The organism is Fimbriimonadaceae bacterium (assembly GCA_019638775.1).
Classification (GTDB): Bacteria; Armatimonadota; Fimbriimonadia; order Fimbriimonadales; family Fimbriimonadaceae; genus JAHBTD01.
Map to the genome: position 1 here is coordinate 774,854 of JAHBTD010000002.1, position 17,485 is coordinate 792,338.

A 17,485-nucleotide genomic window follows, 5' to 3' on the forward strand; every position below is an offset into this window, starting at 1 on the left:
CAGGTGACTGGCAGGTTGTTCACAGGTAACTGACAGATTTGCTGCGAACCATTTGCCGACAACCTGCCAACCACTTGCTGACTACTTGCCGACTACTTGCCGACTACTTGCCGACCACTTGCCGACAACCTGTCAACGCCTCCTAAACTACCTTCTCCCCACCACTCCAATCATCTCCATCGTCATCCGCTCAAGGGTCTCCAGAGCAGAATACGACGGCAAAGCGCCCTTGAGCCGAGCCTCAGCATCCGACAAAGCCGTAAAGCATCCTCGCAGCTTGTCATAAGTTATCGTGCGCGCTGAAGTCATCAATCGCCGCTGCCTCCATTCAGGCTCGCTTGCAATCCCCTTGGCAGGAAATTGGAGCGCCAACGTTTCTGGAATGGCTGAGGGTGCAACCCGATGATCCAAACACATACGAGCCTGCCAAAGCATCCTCAGCTGGCGAAGCAGTGTCGGAAAGATACGGGAGAAAATAGTCTCTTCTGGACGCGGTTGCGAGCCTACAAGTATGCGTATCTGCTTTAGAGCTTCGGTCGTCTGTCCAGCAACAATGGCATCCGTCATCCGATAGACGTTCCATTCACGCGAAGGCATGACCACCTGCTTAACATCCGCATCGCGAATCTCAGGTTCATCCCCCACGAATAGACTCAGCTTGTCAATCTCTTCTAGTCCACGACTCAAGCTGCCGCCAGTCATCTCAATCAGGGTTTCAAGCGCCGTGTCCGACATTCGCTTGTTGATCCGAAAAAGCTCAACCTTAAGCGACTCCTTGATCTGTTTGGGATCGGACTCAAACGAGACCACCAAGCCAAGCCCGTCGCGAACGGCTTTTTCCCACTGCTTTCGCAACGCTTTATACTTCTCCTGATCCTTCTCTTCGTTCGTTTCTTCGTCCGCCACGAGAATTAGGAAAGCAGACTCTGGCAGATCGGCAAACCCAGTACCAACACCTTCTAAGGCCTCCTTGGGTGACTTTGCCCTGAGTAAGTTGCGCACCACGACAGTTCTACGAGGAGAAAGAAATGGAGCCGTCATCGCTGAGCCAAACCACTGGTTCACCGAAGCATCGCCTGCAATAAGCGTTTCGAGATCAAATTCGTCACCCGCGGTGGCTTGATCGATGAGGTCCGTCAGGGCGCGACGTCTAAGAGTCTCTTCCGTTCCGGAAAGCAGCACAACACGCGCGGCAAGGGCATTGTCTGGAACCGTCAAGCTGCTCTCCAAAGATCCTTGGAAACCAAGTTCGCTTCATTTTTTAGCGATCGAACGGATTCATCCGTCATTTCGGCAGCTCCATAGAACGAGTCAATGAATTGACGGTTCAACGTATCTGCCTTATCGGCAAGGTCGCCAAGCGCTTCCTTCACAGCTTCAAAATACTCTGTTGGCGTCTCACTTAGCCGCTTTAACCGTCCCGACTTCACTTCCATCGCCCTAACAAACTTCAAGTAGGCAGCCGTCATCGCATTGATACGGCGGCTCTTCACGTCCTTCTGCCTTCGATAGCTCTGGACGCCCACCCAGGCCCCGAGCAGGAGGCCGCCAAGAATGACGATATTCAGGATCATTAAGAACCAGGGGCGCCGATACCATGGGCCTGTCTCCGTCGATAACCCACGCTCACCACCTTCGACGGCCCTTGCCCCAGAAGTGGGATCGAAAACCACCCAACCAAGATCGCGGAAGTACAACTCGCACCACATGTGAGCATCGGCCCCACGCAATTCGTACCAGCCGTCGTTAGTGCCAGATTGATTTGGGTAATAGCCCGAAGCCACCCGCGACGGAATTCCAATCGACCGTGCCATCAAAGCCATCGAACTCGCAAACATGTCACAGTACGCCTGCCGAACATCGCCAAACAAGAACCATTCGACGGCGTCCCTATCCCTAGGCGCGCCCTCTGCCCTAAGGTTATACATACACCGCTGCTGAATCTCCAACATCAGCATGTTGGCCTTTTCGTAGTCGTTCCTTCCCTCTGCCGAGACCTCTTTGGCCAGGTTCATCACCGATTCTGGGATGTTTTCTTGCGATACAAATGGGACAAGGTGCTTTGGGAGAGTCCCATCTGTTGCACGCTCAGAAACTGTCGGCTGAACCATCCCTGTCGGGACAAAGGCAGTACCCTCTATCAGGCTTCCAACCGCGCCGGTCCGCATACGCAGATTGCCGTCTGCCAACGGGTCGAAAAGCGTCGGCTCTTTGAGGGTATTAAGCTCGCCTGGGATAGGCAGACGATCAAGGCGAAAATCAAGCAGCCGAACTTGGAAAGGAACGGACTCAAAGGCCGCCCGATTGCTCACGATCGTAGAACGGTCGATGAACGAATCGGGAGCTGCGCCGATAGAGGTTATCGCGCTATCTCCTTGATCTCCCCATCCATTGCCCGTATAGCTCGCATAAGTTGTCGTGCGGAGGTATCTTGGCTCATCGAGCTTAGCCCGGAAAACCACGCTTTCCGAAAGCAAAGGCGGACCGTTCCCAATCCGAACTGAAGCTGCTGCGCGAACAGACCCCGCGCCGGTCGTACTTGAAGGCGGTCGCGGTTGCGGAATGTTGATGACAATCCCACGAGCAAGGCCACCCATCGATTCCTTAACAAGCGGACCGAACACAAAGCTAATCAGCCCAACAGCTATCGCTGAAATCAGAGCGAGGCGCGTCCCCGCCATCGCCCGCCAAGGGCCATCTTTAATCGCTCTGGTATCCGTATATCCCGCCTGCTGAGCAACCCGGAGCATGGCGCGGGTATGAACTCGCGCAAAGAGAGTCCCCCAAATAACGATGTAGATGAAAAAGACGATTGGAGCCGCAAGGTAGGTGTTAAACGCCCCGATCAGCCCAAACAGAGCTAGCCCTGGAATAGCCTGAAATAGCATCGTCGAGTCACGCCAAAGCGTGTAGCTCCCCAGAAGCAACATCCAGCTCAAAATGCCAGTAATGAGCAGATCACGGGGAAAGCCCTCATCAGGCAAGAAATTGTTGAACGCTCTCGATCCGTAAATCGCCACCAAAGCGATCACGATATACAGCACCGCATCCCAGCGAGTTCGTTGCTTGGAAAATCCAAGAATATGGATGATATAGCTGATCAGAATCCCGCCGAGAGAAGCGGAAACGAAAACTAGACCCAACGTGGGTCGCGAAAGCGCGATCCCAACAGAGTTAAGCGGTAGAGCTGTGCCCAGTGCGGCAAGCACATAGTCAAGCCAGTTCAGCTCAGAAACTGTTCTTTGCGCTTGACGTAAGACAATCATGCAAACACTCCAAGCTCGACGATCTCCGTCTTGGCCCCCGCCATGCTCAGCTCGTCGATGTACGCTTTATCAGCCGCATAGCCTGAGCGAGCAGCTTTGCTTCGTGTGGGGTCTTGGAGCCGGTAAACGACAACAAATACCGGGTGGCCAATCGCGCACAACGTGCTGATATAACCAGGCAGATTCGCTTCCGCAAGCGTCATGAAGAGGTAGATCGCCGTTCCAGAGGGCAGGCGTGGCACCTCGGCGTGCAACTGTTCCGTCAACGTCTCCTTCGCATCCGCCTCTAAACTCGCCAAAGCAACCTGCAAGTCCCACTCGTTTCCAAACGCGCTCTGCTGTTGATTGGTCTCAACGAGTCCAGGTAGATAGACTTCAAGGTTCTTCCGACAGAAGCGTTCAATGAGATAAGCCATGTGCCCGCAGATGTGGTCAAGTGTCGTAAAATCACTCCCCATCTCGCTGCCAACGGTCGTTTGAGCAATCATCGCAATCGCTGCCTGCGATCCCGTCTCAAACTCCTTCACCAGCATCTTCCCTGCTTTAGCCGACGACTTCCAATGGATGTACCGCATGGCATCGCCAGGACTATATTCACGAACACCACGAGGCTCGAGTCCTTGACCGCGACTAAGACCATGCTCGGTCTCTTCAAATCCCCAGCCTGTCGCTGAGGGCATCTCAATATCGATCGGAATTGGCGCTGGCAGCACGATGAGTTCGGTGGGGGGTGTCTTGTACTCCCGTGGCACACGGGCAATTCCAAAGGAATCCACGCCAATAACGGTCAGCGTGTCCCACTTGTATCGACCCCGCCTTTCGATTCTAAAGCTGTAAGTTGAGATTACAGGCTCGCCAAATCCCGGTGCAACCGGAACAGCTCTTGTCATCTCACTCGTTCGCATCCGATTCGGGACGTGGTCTTGCAACATCACGAGAGATCGCTGGATTGCCCGCTCGCTCATCGCCAACAACTCAATGGTTACCGTATCGCCGACCCGCACGATCTGCGGAGCGCGACGCTCGAACCGCAAGAATCGTGAAGCGATGATCGCTTGAACACGTGTCGAGACGATGGCGCCGACAAGCGCCATGCTCATATAGAACAAGGCAGCCGAATTCAGCATCACTCCAACTACCAGAAGGAAGAGCGATGCGGTCGTTATGGCGACAGCGGCGATGTTGCCCATATCTCTTTTTTACGCGCAACTACTTCGCAGTCGGCACGGGTGCCGGCAAGGTACTAAGAATGTTCGAGATGACTTCCCTTGAGGAAGCGCCTCGAGTACGCAAGTCCGTCTTCGGGAGTACACGGTGCGAAAGGATGTACGGCCCAACCGCCTTGACATCGTCCGGCATCACAAAGTCTGCTCCACGCATCGCTGCGTGTGCCTGAGCCGCCCGCATCACCTGCAGTGAACCTCTCGGGGAAGCTCCAGCTTGGAGTTGAGGATGTCCACGAGTCTGGCGAATAAGATCGACGATGTAGCCCCGAACCGTTTCGTGTACGAACAATTCACGGACGGCGTGCTGGGCGCTCACCATTCTCGACAGCGTTGTGACCTGCTCGACCGACTCGATCGGGTGCACGACCTGCTGCTGACCAAGAATGTGAACTTCGTCATCCCGCTCCGGATAACCAAGCGAGAGCATTGAAAAGAACCGGTCAAGCTGAGCTTCGGGCAATGGATAGGTACCCGTCATCTCAATGTTGTTCTGGGTGGCGATAACAAAAAACGGTTCCGGGAGATTGCGCGTCACGCCATCGCTCGTGATCTGCCGCTCCTCCATCGCCTCAAGAAGAGCAGACTGCGTCTTCGGCGTTGCACGGTTGATCTCATCGACGAGGACGATATTGCCGAACAACGGACCGGGCTTGAACTCAAAATCACCCTTCGACTGGTTGTAGATTGAGGTCCCCGTAACGTCGGCAGGCAGCAGGTCGGGCGTAAACTGCACACGTCGAAAGTCACCGCCAATGCTAAGTGCGAGGGCTTTAGCTAGGGTCGTCTTACCAACACCCGGAATATCCTCAAGCAACAGATGCCCACCACAAAGCATCGTCAGAACAGATAGCCGGATGGTCTCAGACTTTCCGACGATTACTTTTTCAACTTCAGCAATGATCTTGTTTGCTTCTTCGGCGACATCTGCAACAGCCAGTGCAGGCCGAGCATCCTGGCCTTCTTCTTGAGACATTTGAATCAATATTCCTCCCGAGGGTCCCCCTGACCATTTTAGCGAATTGGCACGCCCGTACACTCTCGGCATACGCCAATCGGCACATAACGGCTTCTTTCCGTTACGCTTTAGGGTCCTTCGACGTTCCCGATGCTAGAATGGTTACCGTGCAGGATAGGTTCGTCGTCGGTGTTGATCTTGGCGGAACCAATGTCCGTGCGTGTGCTTATAGCTTGGACGGGGTCCCTGCCGGTCCAAAGTTCGATCAGCCATCGAATGCGCAGTCGGGAACGGACGCAATCATCCAATCCATTGCTGATGTCGTACGACTCGCTGTGAGCTCATGCCAATCCCGACCCGAGGCCGTTGGTATCGCTGTTCCGGGCCATATCGACATGAGAACCGGGGTCGTTCGATGGGCGCCCAATTTCGGCGAGGAGCGAGACGGCGTTTTCTATAGTTGGTTTGACGTGCCGCTGGGTGCGCTCCTTTCCCCACACATCGACATTCCAATTTTTCTCGGAAACGATGCAAACCTCGCCGCCCTCGGAGAATACAGATTTGGCTCTGGGAAAAACTCAGCGAAATGCCTTGTCCTCCTAACCATCGGTACAGGAATCGGGGGAGGCGTCGTTATGACTCCTGATTGCGTTCAAGGCACAGCCTCAGGTCCTCTGCTGCTCTTGGGAGCGAACCACGGCGGAGCAGAGTTAGGACACACGATGATTCAATACGGTGGGCTTGACTGCAATGCAGGCACCTACGGCCCTATCGAATCCTACTGCCAACGCGATTCAATCGTGAAACGCGCCGTTCACCGACTCCAACGTGGAAGACCTTCAATCATGCGCGAGATGATCGGCGGTGATCTTTCCAAGGTCACTCCGAAGATCATCGACTCCGCAGCAGACGAGGGCGATGAACTGGCTCTGGAGGTTTGGCACGAAGTCGGGACCTATCTCGGCGCGGGCATAGGCTCGCTCATCAACGTGTTCGCCCCGGACGTTTTTGCCATCGGCGGTCAGATAGCCAAAGCGGGAGAACACCTTCTCGGCCCCGCGCGGCGATCTGCAGCAAACGTTGCCGTACCCTCACTGTGGTCCGACGTTAACGTTGTACAAGCCGAGCAGATTGACGATGCCGGGATGCTTGGCGGCGCAGCGCTTGCGATGATGCGATTGGGCTGAGCTTTGATAGCGTTTTGTGTCGAAATGTAGTAAGACACTTGTTGACACGGAGATATTCTCGGCTTAGGGGTTCACGCTCAACACCCAACTATACTCAGTATACTTTTGAATGTATAGTTGCATCCAGACACCTGGTATCCTTGTTCTTGTCTGACGGAGCAACACAATGACTGAAGTGATCATGCCCAAGATGGGCGACGGAATGGAAGAAGGCACTCTTCTGGAATGGCTCAAGAAAGATGGCGACAAGGTCAAATCCGGTGATATCATCGGCACGATCCAGACAGACAAGGCCACCCTTGAGTTGGAGTCACCCGGGAGTGGAAGCCTAACTGGATTCCTAATCAAAGAGGGAGACACCGTACCCGTCGGCAAACCGATTGCCATCCTTCTCAAAGAGGGTGAAGCGCTGCCTGAGAATTGGGGATCAGGTAGCTCGCCGGCGTCGAAGTCGGAAGAAAAAACCACGGAGCCAGCCCCCGCCGCGAACGGTGCATCCACTGCCTCAGCTCCTACTGCAGCATCGACTGCCCCATCTCAAGCCTCAACCGCGCCAGCTGGCCGTGTGAAAGCAAGTCCACTTGCCAAAAGAATCGCAGCTGAGCTCGGCGTTGATCTCACCGCCATAAGCGGCTCCGGTCCTGGTGGACGCATTGTCGAGAAAGATGTCAGAGCCGCTGCTGGATCGACAACCGCAAAGACCGCACCTGCCACAGCCGCAGCTATCAATGCCACTGCTGAAGATCAGCTCATACCCCTCAACAAGATTCGCCAAATCACAGCTCAGCGTACCGTTGAATCGAAGCAACAAATCCCGCACTTCTACGTCACCGTCGACGTCGATGTTGACCGGCTTATGGCCCTGCGCAAAACATTTGAAGAGGAAGGCGCTGGCAAGGTTTCCGTCAACGACTTCGTTGTGAAGGCTTGTGCGCTCGCCCTCCGCGAAATGCCGATGGTGAACTCAAGCTATCAAGGCGACAAGCTGATTCAATATGGAGCCGTCAACATCGGAATGGCAGTGGCCCTTGACGATGGGCTCACGGTTGCGGTGATTCGAAACGCGGACCAGATGACACTCCGCCAAATAAATGCTCGTGCTAAAGAACTCGCTGGCAAAGCAAGGGAGAACAGACTCTCTATGGACGAGCTTACGGGAAGTACCTTCAGCATCTCCAACATGGGCATGCTCGACGTCGATAGTTTCATCGCAATCGTGAACCAACCAAACTCTGGCATTCTCGCGGTCAGTTCCGCCCGAAAAACGGTAGTCGTAAATCACGAGGAGCAGGTCGTCATCAGCACAAGGATGAATATCTCGGCCTCCTTCGATCATCGAGTTGTCGATGGCGCAATCGGAGCCAAGTTTATCAACGTGGTGCGGAGCTACCTTGAAAATCCGACCCGACTGCTGTCGTAGCGCAGAAGCGACTCAGAACCGGTGAGATCAGCCTGTGAACTGCGTAAGTGATAGGCGTGCTATCTTGCCGGTTCAGCCACTGAAAACTCCTTTTCAGCGAGCAGATCATCCGCTGCTTCGAGGAGCTTTGCCTGGAATTCAGCCCGTTCAGCATCGCTCATGCGTCGAGTGAATGACTGAAAACTGTTGTCCGCCCAGTGCTCGACAACCTTCCTCTTCAACTCCTTTGTCCCCTTGACAAACTCATCTCTCTGAATCGCCTCTAAAAACTCGCGATCACTCAGCGCTATGGTCACAAAATCGTCCAGCCCTAAAGCGATGCCAGAACTCTGCAAACTGGTGTCAGGTTCTCTTCGGGGAGAACAAGATGGACGATACAAGAGAACTGCGAGCAGGACGAAATTGAGCAACAAAAACCCACTGAGAATATATGCAGTTCTAGAGGAGTTATTCATCTTCTGCGAAGCGACCGATTCTCGCTATCCAGTCTATTCAGTATAGGTCAGTTTGTCTGAGCAGGAACCATACAATTTTCCAAATCTCAACTCTCAAGGAACATCTACGATGCTTGTCGTAGTAGCTTGTCGTTGAGGTCTACTCATGAAACTAAAACACATCATTTTTTGTGCACTGTGTGCACTTATCGTATCTCTTTCGACTGCCCAAGTCATGGTCACCGCAGCGGGCGCTCAACCGGGTGCCTTACTACTTCGCCAGGATGTTCAGGATGATCTGAAGCTCTCAAAGGAGGTCCGGCAAAAGCTCCAAACTGCTTACAGCGACACATTCCGCGAGCATGGCTTTGAAGTCGAGGACCAAGGACAAGGACGACATTCGATGCGTGGCGGTGGAAACATCAAGAAAGCTCATGAAGACTTTGAGGGCAGGGCTTTCAAGCTAATTACTGCGGCCCAAAAGAAGAGGCTCTTCGAGATCGTCTATCAAATTGGCAGCTATAGCGTCATCGACCGTGAGGAAGTGAGTAAAGCTCTGAAACTCACCGACACCCAGTTGACAAAGATCAAGACACTAAAGTCCAAAGCTCAGCAGGAGCAAAATGAACTGGTAAGCGGGAGCGGAGGAAGAATCGACAGCGGGCTGATCGAAGATATCAAGAAAATTCAGCAGCGCCTCACCACTGAACTCAGCAAAGTTTTAACACAAGCTCAGGATGCGGAGTTCAAACAACTTCAGGGCAAGCCGTTCAAAGGCAGTAAGAGCTGATTGCTGGCGGTGCCCTGAACTTCGATAAAGCCAGCGGTGCCGCTTTTTTCAAACTCATAAACTGCCGAGGTTGAGCTAACAGAATGACCATTCGAGGCCTCTGAACTACTGTCAATCCGAATGAATATCATCTGCTTTGTCGACAGATTTCTGCCCTCGACAACACGGAGCGTATCAATCAATCTCCCGGGGCTGATAGTGGCATGCTGGAATTTTGCCTCCCCTGTCGTCACGCGGAGTAGTCCATTTTGATAAGCTTTGTGAACGGGCGAAACGTAAACAGTCGCGGTCTTTGTACTAGCCGCAGCTTTCGCGGCAACAAAAGTGACAGCGCCAAGCAAAACGAGGGTGATGGCAATCCCGAATCCCGAACGTAGTGTCATTTTCTGGGGTTTCCAGATCGCCAAGCTGCGCATGCGCGACTGAACATCACCATCATCCGCCGCCAAGCTTAGAGCGGCACGCCCCGAATTCTGAATCGCCAATCTGCCAAGCGCGATCGCCAATCCTTTCCCTGTTTGCAAGGCTTCAGCCGCCAGTTCGTCTGCTGCCTTCTCACGCTCATGCCGGAGTCGTGCCCCAATCCAAAGCGCGGCTGGATTGCACCACATCAGAGCTTCGAGCGCACGCTGGAGCAAGTGAAGCGCATAATCGTTGCGCTGGATGTGTGCCAATTCATGCGCCATGAAGGCTTCATTCTCTGTGTCGGACATCCTGTCAAAACCGCCTGCTGGCCAAACAACGATTGGACGTGCAGTTCCGATTGTCGCGGGGGCTTGCACGGCATGACTTGTTCGCACGCGCACATATCTCCGAACTGCCATCCGCTCAAGCACTCTGTCGCGAACTTCACGCAACTCGGGACAAGCTGGTTCACAAGTCCTCGAAAAAGTGTGCACCCGAACCCACTCGATAAAGAGTCTGACTATCCCGTACACCGCACCACAAGCCCAGAAAAGAAGGATCGACTGCGCCCAGTTGATACTTGGTCCAACCGTCGGTGTCGCGACCCCAGGAGCCGCGATAAATGCCTCAACTCTGCTTGGAGCAGCAACATAGTAAGCAAATGGCAGCATGACAACTGCCGACATCGCCCCCCACAGAAGGGCATAGCGATGTCTCGCAGCGAGTATCCAGCGCAAAGCGAAACATACGATCGCAGCAACCACAAACCCTTGCCAGAGCCCATGCAGCAAAGCTGCACTCACTGGTGAGAGCGAGTCCATGCTCATTTCGCCTCCGACTCAAGCTCTTCAAGCATTTTGCGAATCTCGGCAAGTTCATCGCGAGAAAGCGTCTTGTCCGTCATGGCCCGCATGACAAGGTCCTTCGATGAGCCTCCAAAAACACGTTTCACCATGTCGCTGACCATGCTTCCCTGAGCGGTTACAGCAGGTTGCGTCGCTTCATAAATATGCGCCTTCCCCGCTTCTTCTCGGCGCACAAGCCCCTTGGCAAACATAATCTGCAGTAGCTTCAAAACGGTGGTATAGCCAATCCCCTTCTCCGCGCCAAAGGCATCATGGATTTCGCGAACACTGGATTTTCCTCGGCTCCATAGAACCTGAAGAATCTCCAACTCGGCAGGGGTCGGCAGCGAATGGCTTCGGTCTCGCTTCACGGTACTAAGATATACGAAATGACTCGTTGATTGGTTCCTGTTAGACCTTTGGCTTAGGAAATGCCCCGCTCATATAACCTTTCTTTGTGCTCAGCTTAAAGACGCTTGAAGGGATGGGTTGCCCTAACCCTATGTATTTGAACTTCAACTCCGAAACGATAACCTCGTCTGTCCCTGGGAACCGATTCTCAGTCCGAATCTCGATAGGCAGGTGATTGTCGGCGCGGAGCGTAAGCAAGTGTCGCAGACCCATCCCATTCGATTCCAAGAGGTCGCATTTGACGCCCGCAAGCACGATTGTGCCGTTGTGCTCGACGGTCAAACCCTCACGTAAGAGCGAGTTGAGCGGGTTTCGCCGCATCAAGAGTGTGCGAACGAAGGGGGTGGCCTCCATCTTCACATCGGCTAACGAGTCAACCGCAGAACTGCGACCTTTACGCGACGCGTAGTGGCGCTTTGCTGTGTCGACGAGTGCGGTTAATGTGGCCCCATCATAAGCCCAAGAGCGCCCCTTCAGCTCTTCCCGAATCATCCCCGCCGACAACCACACCTTGGATGTGCCATCCTCCGTTGTCAGCGTAAAATGAGCGTTCTTAAGTCTATCAAGAGCGACAATTGCTGCTGTTCCCACTCGTTTGGCCGTCGCGTCCTTGTACTTCGGTGGCATGATGCGCTCTTTGAACTCGCTCACCGCAACCGCACTCGGAGGTGGAGTATATGCTGCGCTCTTAGGAGTAGGCCCGTAGGAATAAGACCAATCCATTGTTGATCCCGCAACAAGCGTCAGCTTCTTCAGAAGAAAAGTCTTTCCGTCGATTTGCCAGCGAGCGCTCGATTGCGAGCCAGTCCGTCGCACCAAAACCACATCGGCCCCTTCTTTCGAGACGGTCCAATCCTTCAAATCTCGAAACGGTTTCATGATCTCTGTAAGGCGTTTGGGATCAAGAACCGCCATGACTGAGTCATTGACCGAAGGGATCACCGCCGACAACTTCTCAGCGATATCGCCGCTCCCTTCCAAAGTGAGAGAGAGCTTCTCGTCAACGGTCGCATCATAAGCCGTCACCCGATTCCCAACAATGGCAAAGGTGCGATTGCTTGCGGCCTGTTCGTTGACGGCTGGGTTTATGATCTGTAGCCGGACCTGACTGGGTTTGACAAACACCAGGCGAAAGGTTCCGGGCTTAGATGGATCGCCGACGGCAGTATTCGAGCGAATCGTCACATCCGCCGCCTTCAAAGCGGTATGAGCCTTGAGGCACTTTGAAAAGTAATCCGCTGGCTTGGTCTGGCCAAGAATCAATACGACTATTGCTGTAAGCACGATAATGCAGGGTACCGCATCACGTTTTACGGAGTATCGGCTTTACCATCGAGCGGCTTCTCGTCAGCCTTTTCTTGCTTCAAAGGCCGTTCGATTGCAGGCTTCTCGGGCTGCTTGTTTTGCTTGAACTTTCGGCTGATATCGATAAAGAGCACACTGCCAAACATGAAAACGATAGCAATCACCCCAATCGTAGCGATACGCTCCTGGGCCTTGTAGCTCAACCGTCTGCCACGTCGCAGCATTTCGACGAAGGCGACGCACATGTGCCCCCCGTCCAAAACACCAACCACGGGCAGCAGGTTAAAGATCCCCAGCATGATGCTAAGCAATCCGGCGAAGATGATCAGCGGGCCGATTCCCGTGTCCATGCTGCTGCGTGTCATCTCGAAGATCGTCACGGGACCGCCGACCTGGTGTTGGATCGTCGACGGTGCGGCAAACATCGCGAAGATGCCTTCTACCATTCTCAAAGGCAGCTCAAAGGCTTTTTGTGAGGCTTGACCTATCGAAAGACTTACATGCTTTCTGGGGGGATCAATACCAAGCAAACTCTGATACTTCAGAACGGGGGTGAGTTCTAAATTAGAATCAAGAACAGGTGTGGGTGCCTCTCTTCTGTAGGTTGTAACCACAGTTTGAGACTGCTTCCCATCACGCTCATAGACGACCGCAAACTCTTGTGGGGGCAAATCTCTGACAGTCTCAACGATATTGAAGAATGTGTTTATGGGCTTGCCATCGATCGAGATGATCTTGTCGCCCTCCTTCAGACCAGCCACTGCGGCCGGACCCTCGGCACCAACTTCTCCCAAAAATGGCTCGTTGATCGGTTTTTCAATGCCCGTGATCGTGTATGCAGGAATCAGCAAAACCCAGCCGGCGAGAATGCTAAAAACTGGGCCAGCAAAAAGGACAAGGAACCTCTGAATAGGCGGCTTGCTAAAGAACCCGCCGGGGATCTTCGTTTCGCTGCCGTCCTCTTCCGGCAACATCCCTTTGATCCGAACGAATCCGCCAAGGGGCACCGGCCGGAACGTGTACTCCGTGGTTTCGATGACCGGATTGCCCTCATCATCTAAGTGCTCCGTTGTGAAGCTCTTCCTTTTCCAAACCCATTTCGGACGTCCAAAACCAACTGCAAACTCCTCGACGCCCATTTTGAACATACGCGCGATGAGGTAGTGACCCAATTCATGAGCCGCTACAAGCAGTGTTAGCATGGTGAGGAAAACGATGATTGAGAGGAGAGTCATCAACATAACGGTCTATTCACGCTCGGGCTGCCCTTGCCAATTCTCGGAATCGGGTGCGCGCCCATTTATCGGTATCTAATAAGGACTCCAAACTTGCCTTCTCTGTACGATGGTCCTGCATAACACGTTCCACTGAGTCGGCTATCGTAAGAAATCCAATCTCGCCCCTCAGAAACGCATTGGCGGCCTCTTCATTTGCTGCATTCATCGCGCACGGCATCGTACCACCGTATCTCGAAGCTTCGCGTGCAAGCCCAAGACAGCGGAAGGTCCTTTCATCCACTGGCTCGAAGGTCAAGCTTGGAGAGTCCAAAGGACTCCAGGGCAGAAGATCGTTCTCCGCCCGCTCGGGATACAGCAATGCGTATTGTATGGGAAGTCGCATATTCGGCCAGCCAATTTGACCCAATACGCTTCCATCCTTAAACTTCACGAATGAATGAACGATGCTCTGAGGGTGAACAGCAACCGACACCTGGCTGATCTCCACACCAAACAACCACTTCGCCTCAATCGTCTCCAAGCCCTTGTTCATCAGGGTCGCCGAGTCAATCGTGATCTTCCCGCCCATATTCCAAGTAGGGTGATTGAGCGCCTCATCCACCGTGACAGCCGAGAGCTGCTCCAAGCTCCAACCCCGGAACGGTCCCCCGCTCGCCGTGAGGATCAACTCTTCGATTTGATAGGTCTGATATCCCTGCAAGCACTGAAACAGAGCGCTGTGCTCACTGTCGATAGGCAGTATCCGAACACCATGCTTCTCAGCAAGCGGCATCACTATCTCTCCCGCCGCAACAAGAACCTCTTTGCTCGCAAGCGCGATAGTCTTCCCTGCCTTGATCGCCTCAAATGTTGGCAGCAGGCCAATCACGCCCGCAACACAAACCACGACGATGTCCACGTCTGGCATCGTGGCGAGATCGACGATAGCTTGCATCCCGCTTGGGATGTCGGATTCGGGCGAATCATACAACGCAAGCTTTGCTTCGGGGTACTCGACGGCCTGCTTGCGCAGAGCTGGAGCATTGCGCCCTGCCGCCATGCCTACGACTTGAAGCTTGTCCGAGTGCTGGCGAATGATATCGAGCGTCTGTGTGCCTATGCTGCCGGTGGAACCAAGAATGACGACCCGTATCACTCAGGCATTGTATCCGATACAAGCAGTCTCGGCAGGGCAATCCGTAAGGCTTGGGGCACGATTTTGAACTCAACCGGGGTCGTCCCCAGCAACTCTCCATCGACGAGCACCGGTAGAGCCTTTTCGGATTCAATCTTCACACGCTTGGCTCGAAGACCGACATACTTCGAATGCTTCACATGCGTACCTTTAAAGACACTGGGAAAAGCTCTGAGAAACCCAATTTTGCCGATCTCCTTTACCACGGAGATATCGAACAGCCCGTCGTCCATCTCTGCCTCTGGGCTGATCATCATCCCCCCACCGTAGAATCGTGCATTGGCAACCGCGCACAACATAGCGTTAAGTTGGAGCGTGTCTGTATCCGTTGTGATGGTTAGTTGGGCGGCCTTGTATTGGGCGAGGGTTCTCAGCACAGCTGCAACATAAGCAGAAGTTCCCCGCAAGTAGCGATAACCCTTGTTGATCCGGTCCGCAACGACAGCGTCAAAGCCACAGCCCGCAACATTCAAAAAGTAGCGATCATTAACCTTGCCCACGTCAATCAATTTCACTTCACCGCTGACCGCAACCTCTACCAGCTCTTTCAGGCTCCCGCGTATTCCCGCACTCCGAGCAAAGTCATTGCCTGTACCTGCTGGAATAAGTCCAAGAACCGTTTGCGCACCGACCAGTGCGTTAGCGACCTCGTGTAGAGTCCCATCTCCTCCAACTGCGATGACACGCTGATAACCCTGGCGAATTGCAGATTGTGCAAGTTCGAAAGCGCTGGAGCGCCAACCTGATTCAGTACTGTGACTGGGTGAATTTCGTGCTTGGAAAGGCGTTGTCAGGGCCACGGTACACGACGAGACCTGCGGAGAGTTCTCGATATGACGGGCTAGCTCAGAAACAAGCCGACCGCCCGAGCCTCGCCCGGAAGTTGGGTTAGCGATCACGTAGACGTCTATTGGGGGTTGGTCCGACGGCATGCGAAGTCAGTGTCGCACATTGGACAGTGCACAAAGACTAGGGGTACCAGAGAATTCCGCCTGAAAACTTAGCGGACGTAGTGGATTTTTGGCTGCTCAAGCTCATCAAGGAGCATGAGCGCGATAACTGGCAGAGGACGTGCCTTAGCCACATCCCGAGCGCCATCGAATGTCGTTTCCAGGATAACCATCCCGCCTAATTCGATCCACTCGCCAAAACGGACAGCCGCAGCCTCAGAGCTAAAACAGGCTAAACCGTGGACGCCTTGGAAGCAGTAGCAGCCGTATCGCCCGGTCGATGGGTGATGAAGCACAAATAGCTCGGCAGGAAACTCTTCGTCGAGTCCTAAGAGCGGTTGAACAAGTGTATCGACCTGCATGCTAGTATTTTTGTCGGGTGTCAGACCAAGAATCTTCAGAGATCGCCTGAGGTTTCTCAATCGGAAACGTCGCGTCCGTAAGGTTTACCCCATTTTCTGGAATCGACATGTCAACGAACTAAGGGACGAAACGGCCCGCATGCCAAATGATCTCAAGGGTACAATTCAGCGTCCCGCGCGGACGTAGCTCAATGGATAGAGCATCAGTCTTCGGAACTGAGGGTTGGGGGTTCGAATCCCTTCGTCCGCGCCAACTTCTTCAAGAGATCGGAGATCTGAAATCAGATCTCCGAATTCATTTCTCAATTTCGGTTTAGAACCGAACTCCGAACCCGACGTTGAATGTCGATTGGTTCTTCGACGTACCCGACGTATTTGTAAAGAGCGCCGTGTCCGCCCAATCTTTTCGGTATTCCGCACGCAACGTGAAGAGCGGGTTCAGTCGATAATCCGCGCCAAGCGAGAACGAGCCGACTGTTGCCGGAACTCCCAATCGCAGACCATCGCGGTCCGCAACAGACTCGATGCGAAGGGCGACCGACACCTTGTCCGAGGCCTCATAGCGAGCATGGCCTGCCCACCCCGACCACTGACCGTCCTTTCCAGCCCCGTCAACCGACGCGACATCGGCATTCAAAGCCAGCTTCAACTTCGGCGAGTACTGATAGGTGTAAACCACGTCTACGAGATCAGTTTGAGCACGGCCCGTGCTTCCAAAGCCGATGCCGCCGAAACTGCCAGAACGATTTGTCGTACCATCACCCTCTTTGCCAGAGATCACTCCAACCGACAAAAAGCTCTTGTCGTTGGGCGTGTAGCGAATCTGCCCCCCAAGAGTCAGCCCCTCACCGGTCGATTCAGACTGATTCCAGCCCTGCGTCGCAAAGAGTGAAGCTCCCCACTGGTCGTTCATAGGTATCGTCAATCTTCCGCCAGTGTGATAAGCCGGCTGCGCCAGCGTGTACAAGAAACCTCGGCTGTAGAGATCATCGTCCAGGCTCTCAGCGCCCTCATATCCGATCCAGGAATAGAACTTACCAAGATCGAGGCTCAAGCCAGACCGCTTCTCATTGATCGTGGCGAAGCCCTGAGCAAGATGCTTAATCAGACCGGAGTCTGACGGGTCTGTCGCAAACAAAATCTTTGTGTTGTCGCCGATGAAAGGCGAGAACGTAAATCCATATCCACCGCTCGGGTGAGTGTAAACAAAGGTTAGCTGCGCATTTGCCAGCCGAATCTGCTCATTGCGAACGTCGAATTGACGCCCAAATCGTGTCAGCCCCTTGCCTTGGTCAGGCGACGAATTGCCCCAGTATCCGTCGACAAATCCCGAAATCTTCCACGGGCTTTCCGATTCCTGCCCGTGAGCGCATGCGACCGTACAGACAGCCGCAATCGCAATAATTTGTAGTCTCATCAAGATTCTCCGTGTGTTGTTCAACCCCCACAGCTTAACGAGCTGCTCGGGCCACATCGAGTACCGCCACCCATCCAGTCAAATCCTGGCCCCCACTATG

The 17,485-nt window shown here is 53.8% G+C and carries 16 protein-coding genes and 1 tRNA gene; 4 read left to right on the top strand and 13 right to left on the bottom strand.

Features of this window, described 5'->3' with window-relative positions:
- Positions 1-147: 147 nt before the first annotated feature.
- From holA to KF784_09850, 4 genes are read right to left on the bottom strand one after another with little or no spacing between them, the layout of a single operon-like run.
- The gene (gene holA / locus KF784_09835; protein MBX3119356.1) at positions 148-1,218 is read right to left on the bottom strand and encodes a DNA polymerase III subunit delta; all 1,071 of its coding nucleotides are present in this window, start codon (positions 1,216-1,218) and stop codon (positions 148-150) included.
- Positions 1,215-3,266 (bottom strand): DUF4129 domain-containing protein, encoded by a 2,052-nt coding sequence (locus KF784_09840; protein ID MBX3119357.1) that lies wholly within the window; start codon positions 3,264-3,266, stop codon positions 1,215-1,217. Before KF784_09840 ends, holA begins: the two co-directional genes overlap by 4 nt.
- On the bottom strand, positions 3,263-4,456 hold the full coding sequence (locus tag KF784_09845; protein MBX3119358.1) for a DUF58 domain-containing protein: 1,194 nt from the start codon (positions 4,454-4,456) through the stop codon (positions 3,263-3,265). The genes KF784_09840 and KF784_09845 overlap by 4 nt, the downstream gene beginning before the upstream one ends.
- Positions 4,457-4,475: 19 nt before the next feature.
- The gene (locus KF784_09850) at positions 4,476-5,465 is read right to left on the bottom strand and encodes a MoxR family ATPase (protein ID MBX3119359.1); all 990 of its coding nucleotides are present in this window, start codon (positions 5,463-5,465) and stop codon (positions 4,476-4,478) included.
- Between the two features lie 149 nt (positions 5,466-5,614).
- On the opposite strand from KF784_09850, the gene KF784_09855 reads away from it, so the two are divergent.
- The gene (locus tag KF784_09855; protein ID MBX3119360.1) at positions 5,615-6,634 is read left to right on the top strand and encodes an ROK family protein; all 1,020 of its coding nucleotides are present in this window, start codon (positions 5,615-5,617) and stop codon (positions 6,632-6,634) included.
- A gap of 166 nt (positions 6,635-6,800) precedes the next feature.
- A complete protein-coding gene (locus KF784_09860; protein ID MBX3119361.1) occupies positions 6,801-8,054 on the top strand; it encodes a 2-oxo acid dehydrogenase subunit E2 in 1,254 nt (417 codons plus the stop codon).
- A 59-nt stretch (positions 8,055-8,113) separates the two neighbouring features.
- On the opposite strand, the gene KF784_09865 is transcribed toward KF784_09860, so the two are convergent.
- Positions 8,114-8,389, bottom strand: a complete 276-nt coding sequence (locus tag KF784_09865) for a hypothetical protein (GenBank protein MBX3119362.1) — start codon at positions 8,387-8,389, stop codon at positions 8,114-8,116.
- Between the two features lie 334 nt (positions 8,390-8,723).
- Here KF784_09865 and KF784_09870 point away from each other — a divergent pair, with 334 nt between their 5' ends.
- Positions 8,724-9,278, top strand: coding sequence for a hypothetical protein (locus tag KF784_09870; protein ID MBX3119363.1), 555 nt, complete (start codon positions 8,724-8,726; stop codon positions 9,276-9,278).
- Here KF784_09870 and KF784_09875 read toward each other — a convergent pair.
- The 7 genes from KF784_09875 to KF784_09905 all read right to left on the bottom strand — a co-directional run bounded on the left by KF784_09875 (position 9,245) and on the right by KF784_09905 (position 15,968).
- On the bottom strand, positions 9,245-10,504 hold the full coding sequence (locus KF784_09875; GenBank protein ID MBX3119364.1) for a M48 family metalloprotease: 1,260 nt from the start codon (positions 10,502-10,504) through the stop codon (positions 9,245-9,247). The genes KF784_09870 and KF784_09875 overlap by 34 nt on opposite strands.
- Before the next feature lie 2 nt (positions 10,505-10,506).
- The gene (locus KF784_09880) at positions 10,507-10,899 is read right to left on the bottom strand and encodes a BlaI/MecI/CopY family transcriptional regulator (protein MBX3119365.1); all 393 of its coding nucleotides are present in this window, start codon (positions 10,897-10,899) and stop codon (positions 10,507-10,509) included.
- Positions 10,900-10,939: 40 nt separating this feature from the next.
- Positions 10,940-12,223 (bottom strand): hypothetical protein, encoded by a 1,284-nt coding sequence (locus KF784_09885; GenBank protein ID MBX3119366.1) that lies wholly within the window; start codon positions 12,221-12,223, stop codon positions 10,940-10,942.
- A 26-nt stretch (positions 12,224-12,249) separates the two neighbouring features.
- Positions 12,250-13,446 carry a site-2 protease family protein gene (locus KF784_09890; protein ID MBX3119367.1) on the bottom strand — a complete coding sequence of 399 codons (1,197 nt, stop codon included), beginning with the start codon at positions 13,444-13,446 and terminating at the stop codon, positions 12,250-12,252.
- 49 nt (positions 13,447-13,495) lie between these two features.
- The gene (gene dxr / locus KF784_09895) at positions 13,496-14,617 is read right to left on the bottom strand and encodes a 1-deoxy-D-xylulose-5-phosphate reductoisomerase (protein MBX3119368.1); all 1,122 of its coding nucleotides are present in this window, start codon (positions 14,615-14,617) and stop codon (positions 13,496-13,498) included.
- Complete coding sequence (locus KF784_09900) at positions 14,614-15,588, bottom strand: diacylglycerol kinase family lipid kinase (GenBank protein MBX3119369.1); 975 nt, start codon at positions 15,586-15,588, stop codon at positions 14,614-14,616. The genes dxr and KF784_09900 overlap by 4 nt, the downstream gene beginning before the upstream one ends.
- A 68-nt stretch (positions 15,589-15,656) precedes the next feature.
- Positions 15,657-15,968 carry a hypothetical protein gene (locus KF784_09905; protein ID MBX3119370.1) on the bottom strand — a complete coding sequence of 104 codons (312 nt, stop codon included), beginning with the start codon at positions 15,966-15,968 and terminating at the stop codon, positions 15,657-15,659.
- Between the two features lie 177 nt (positions 15,969-16,145).
- Here KF784_09905 and KF784_09910 point away from each other — a divergent pair.
- A tRNA-Arg gene (locus KF784_09910) sits at positions 16,146-16,221 on the top strand.
- Between the two features lie 60 nt (positions 16,222-16,281).
- On the opposite strand, the gene KF784_09915 is transcribed toward KF784_09910, so the two are convergent.
- Entirely contained in the window at positions 16,282-17,385 is a 1,104-nt protein-coding gene (locus KF784_09915) for a porin (protein MBX3119371.1), read from the bottom strand.
- Positions 17,386-17,485 lie beyond the last annotated feature (100 nt).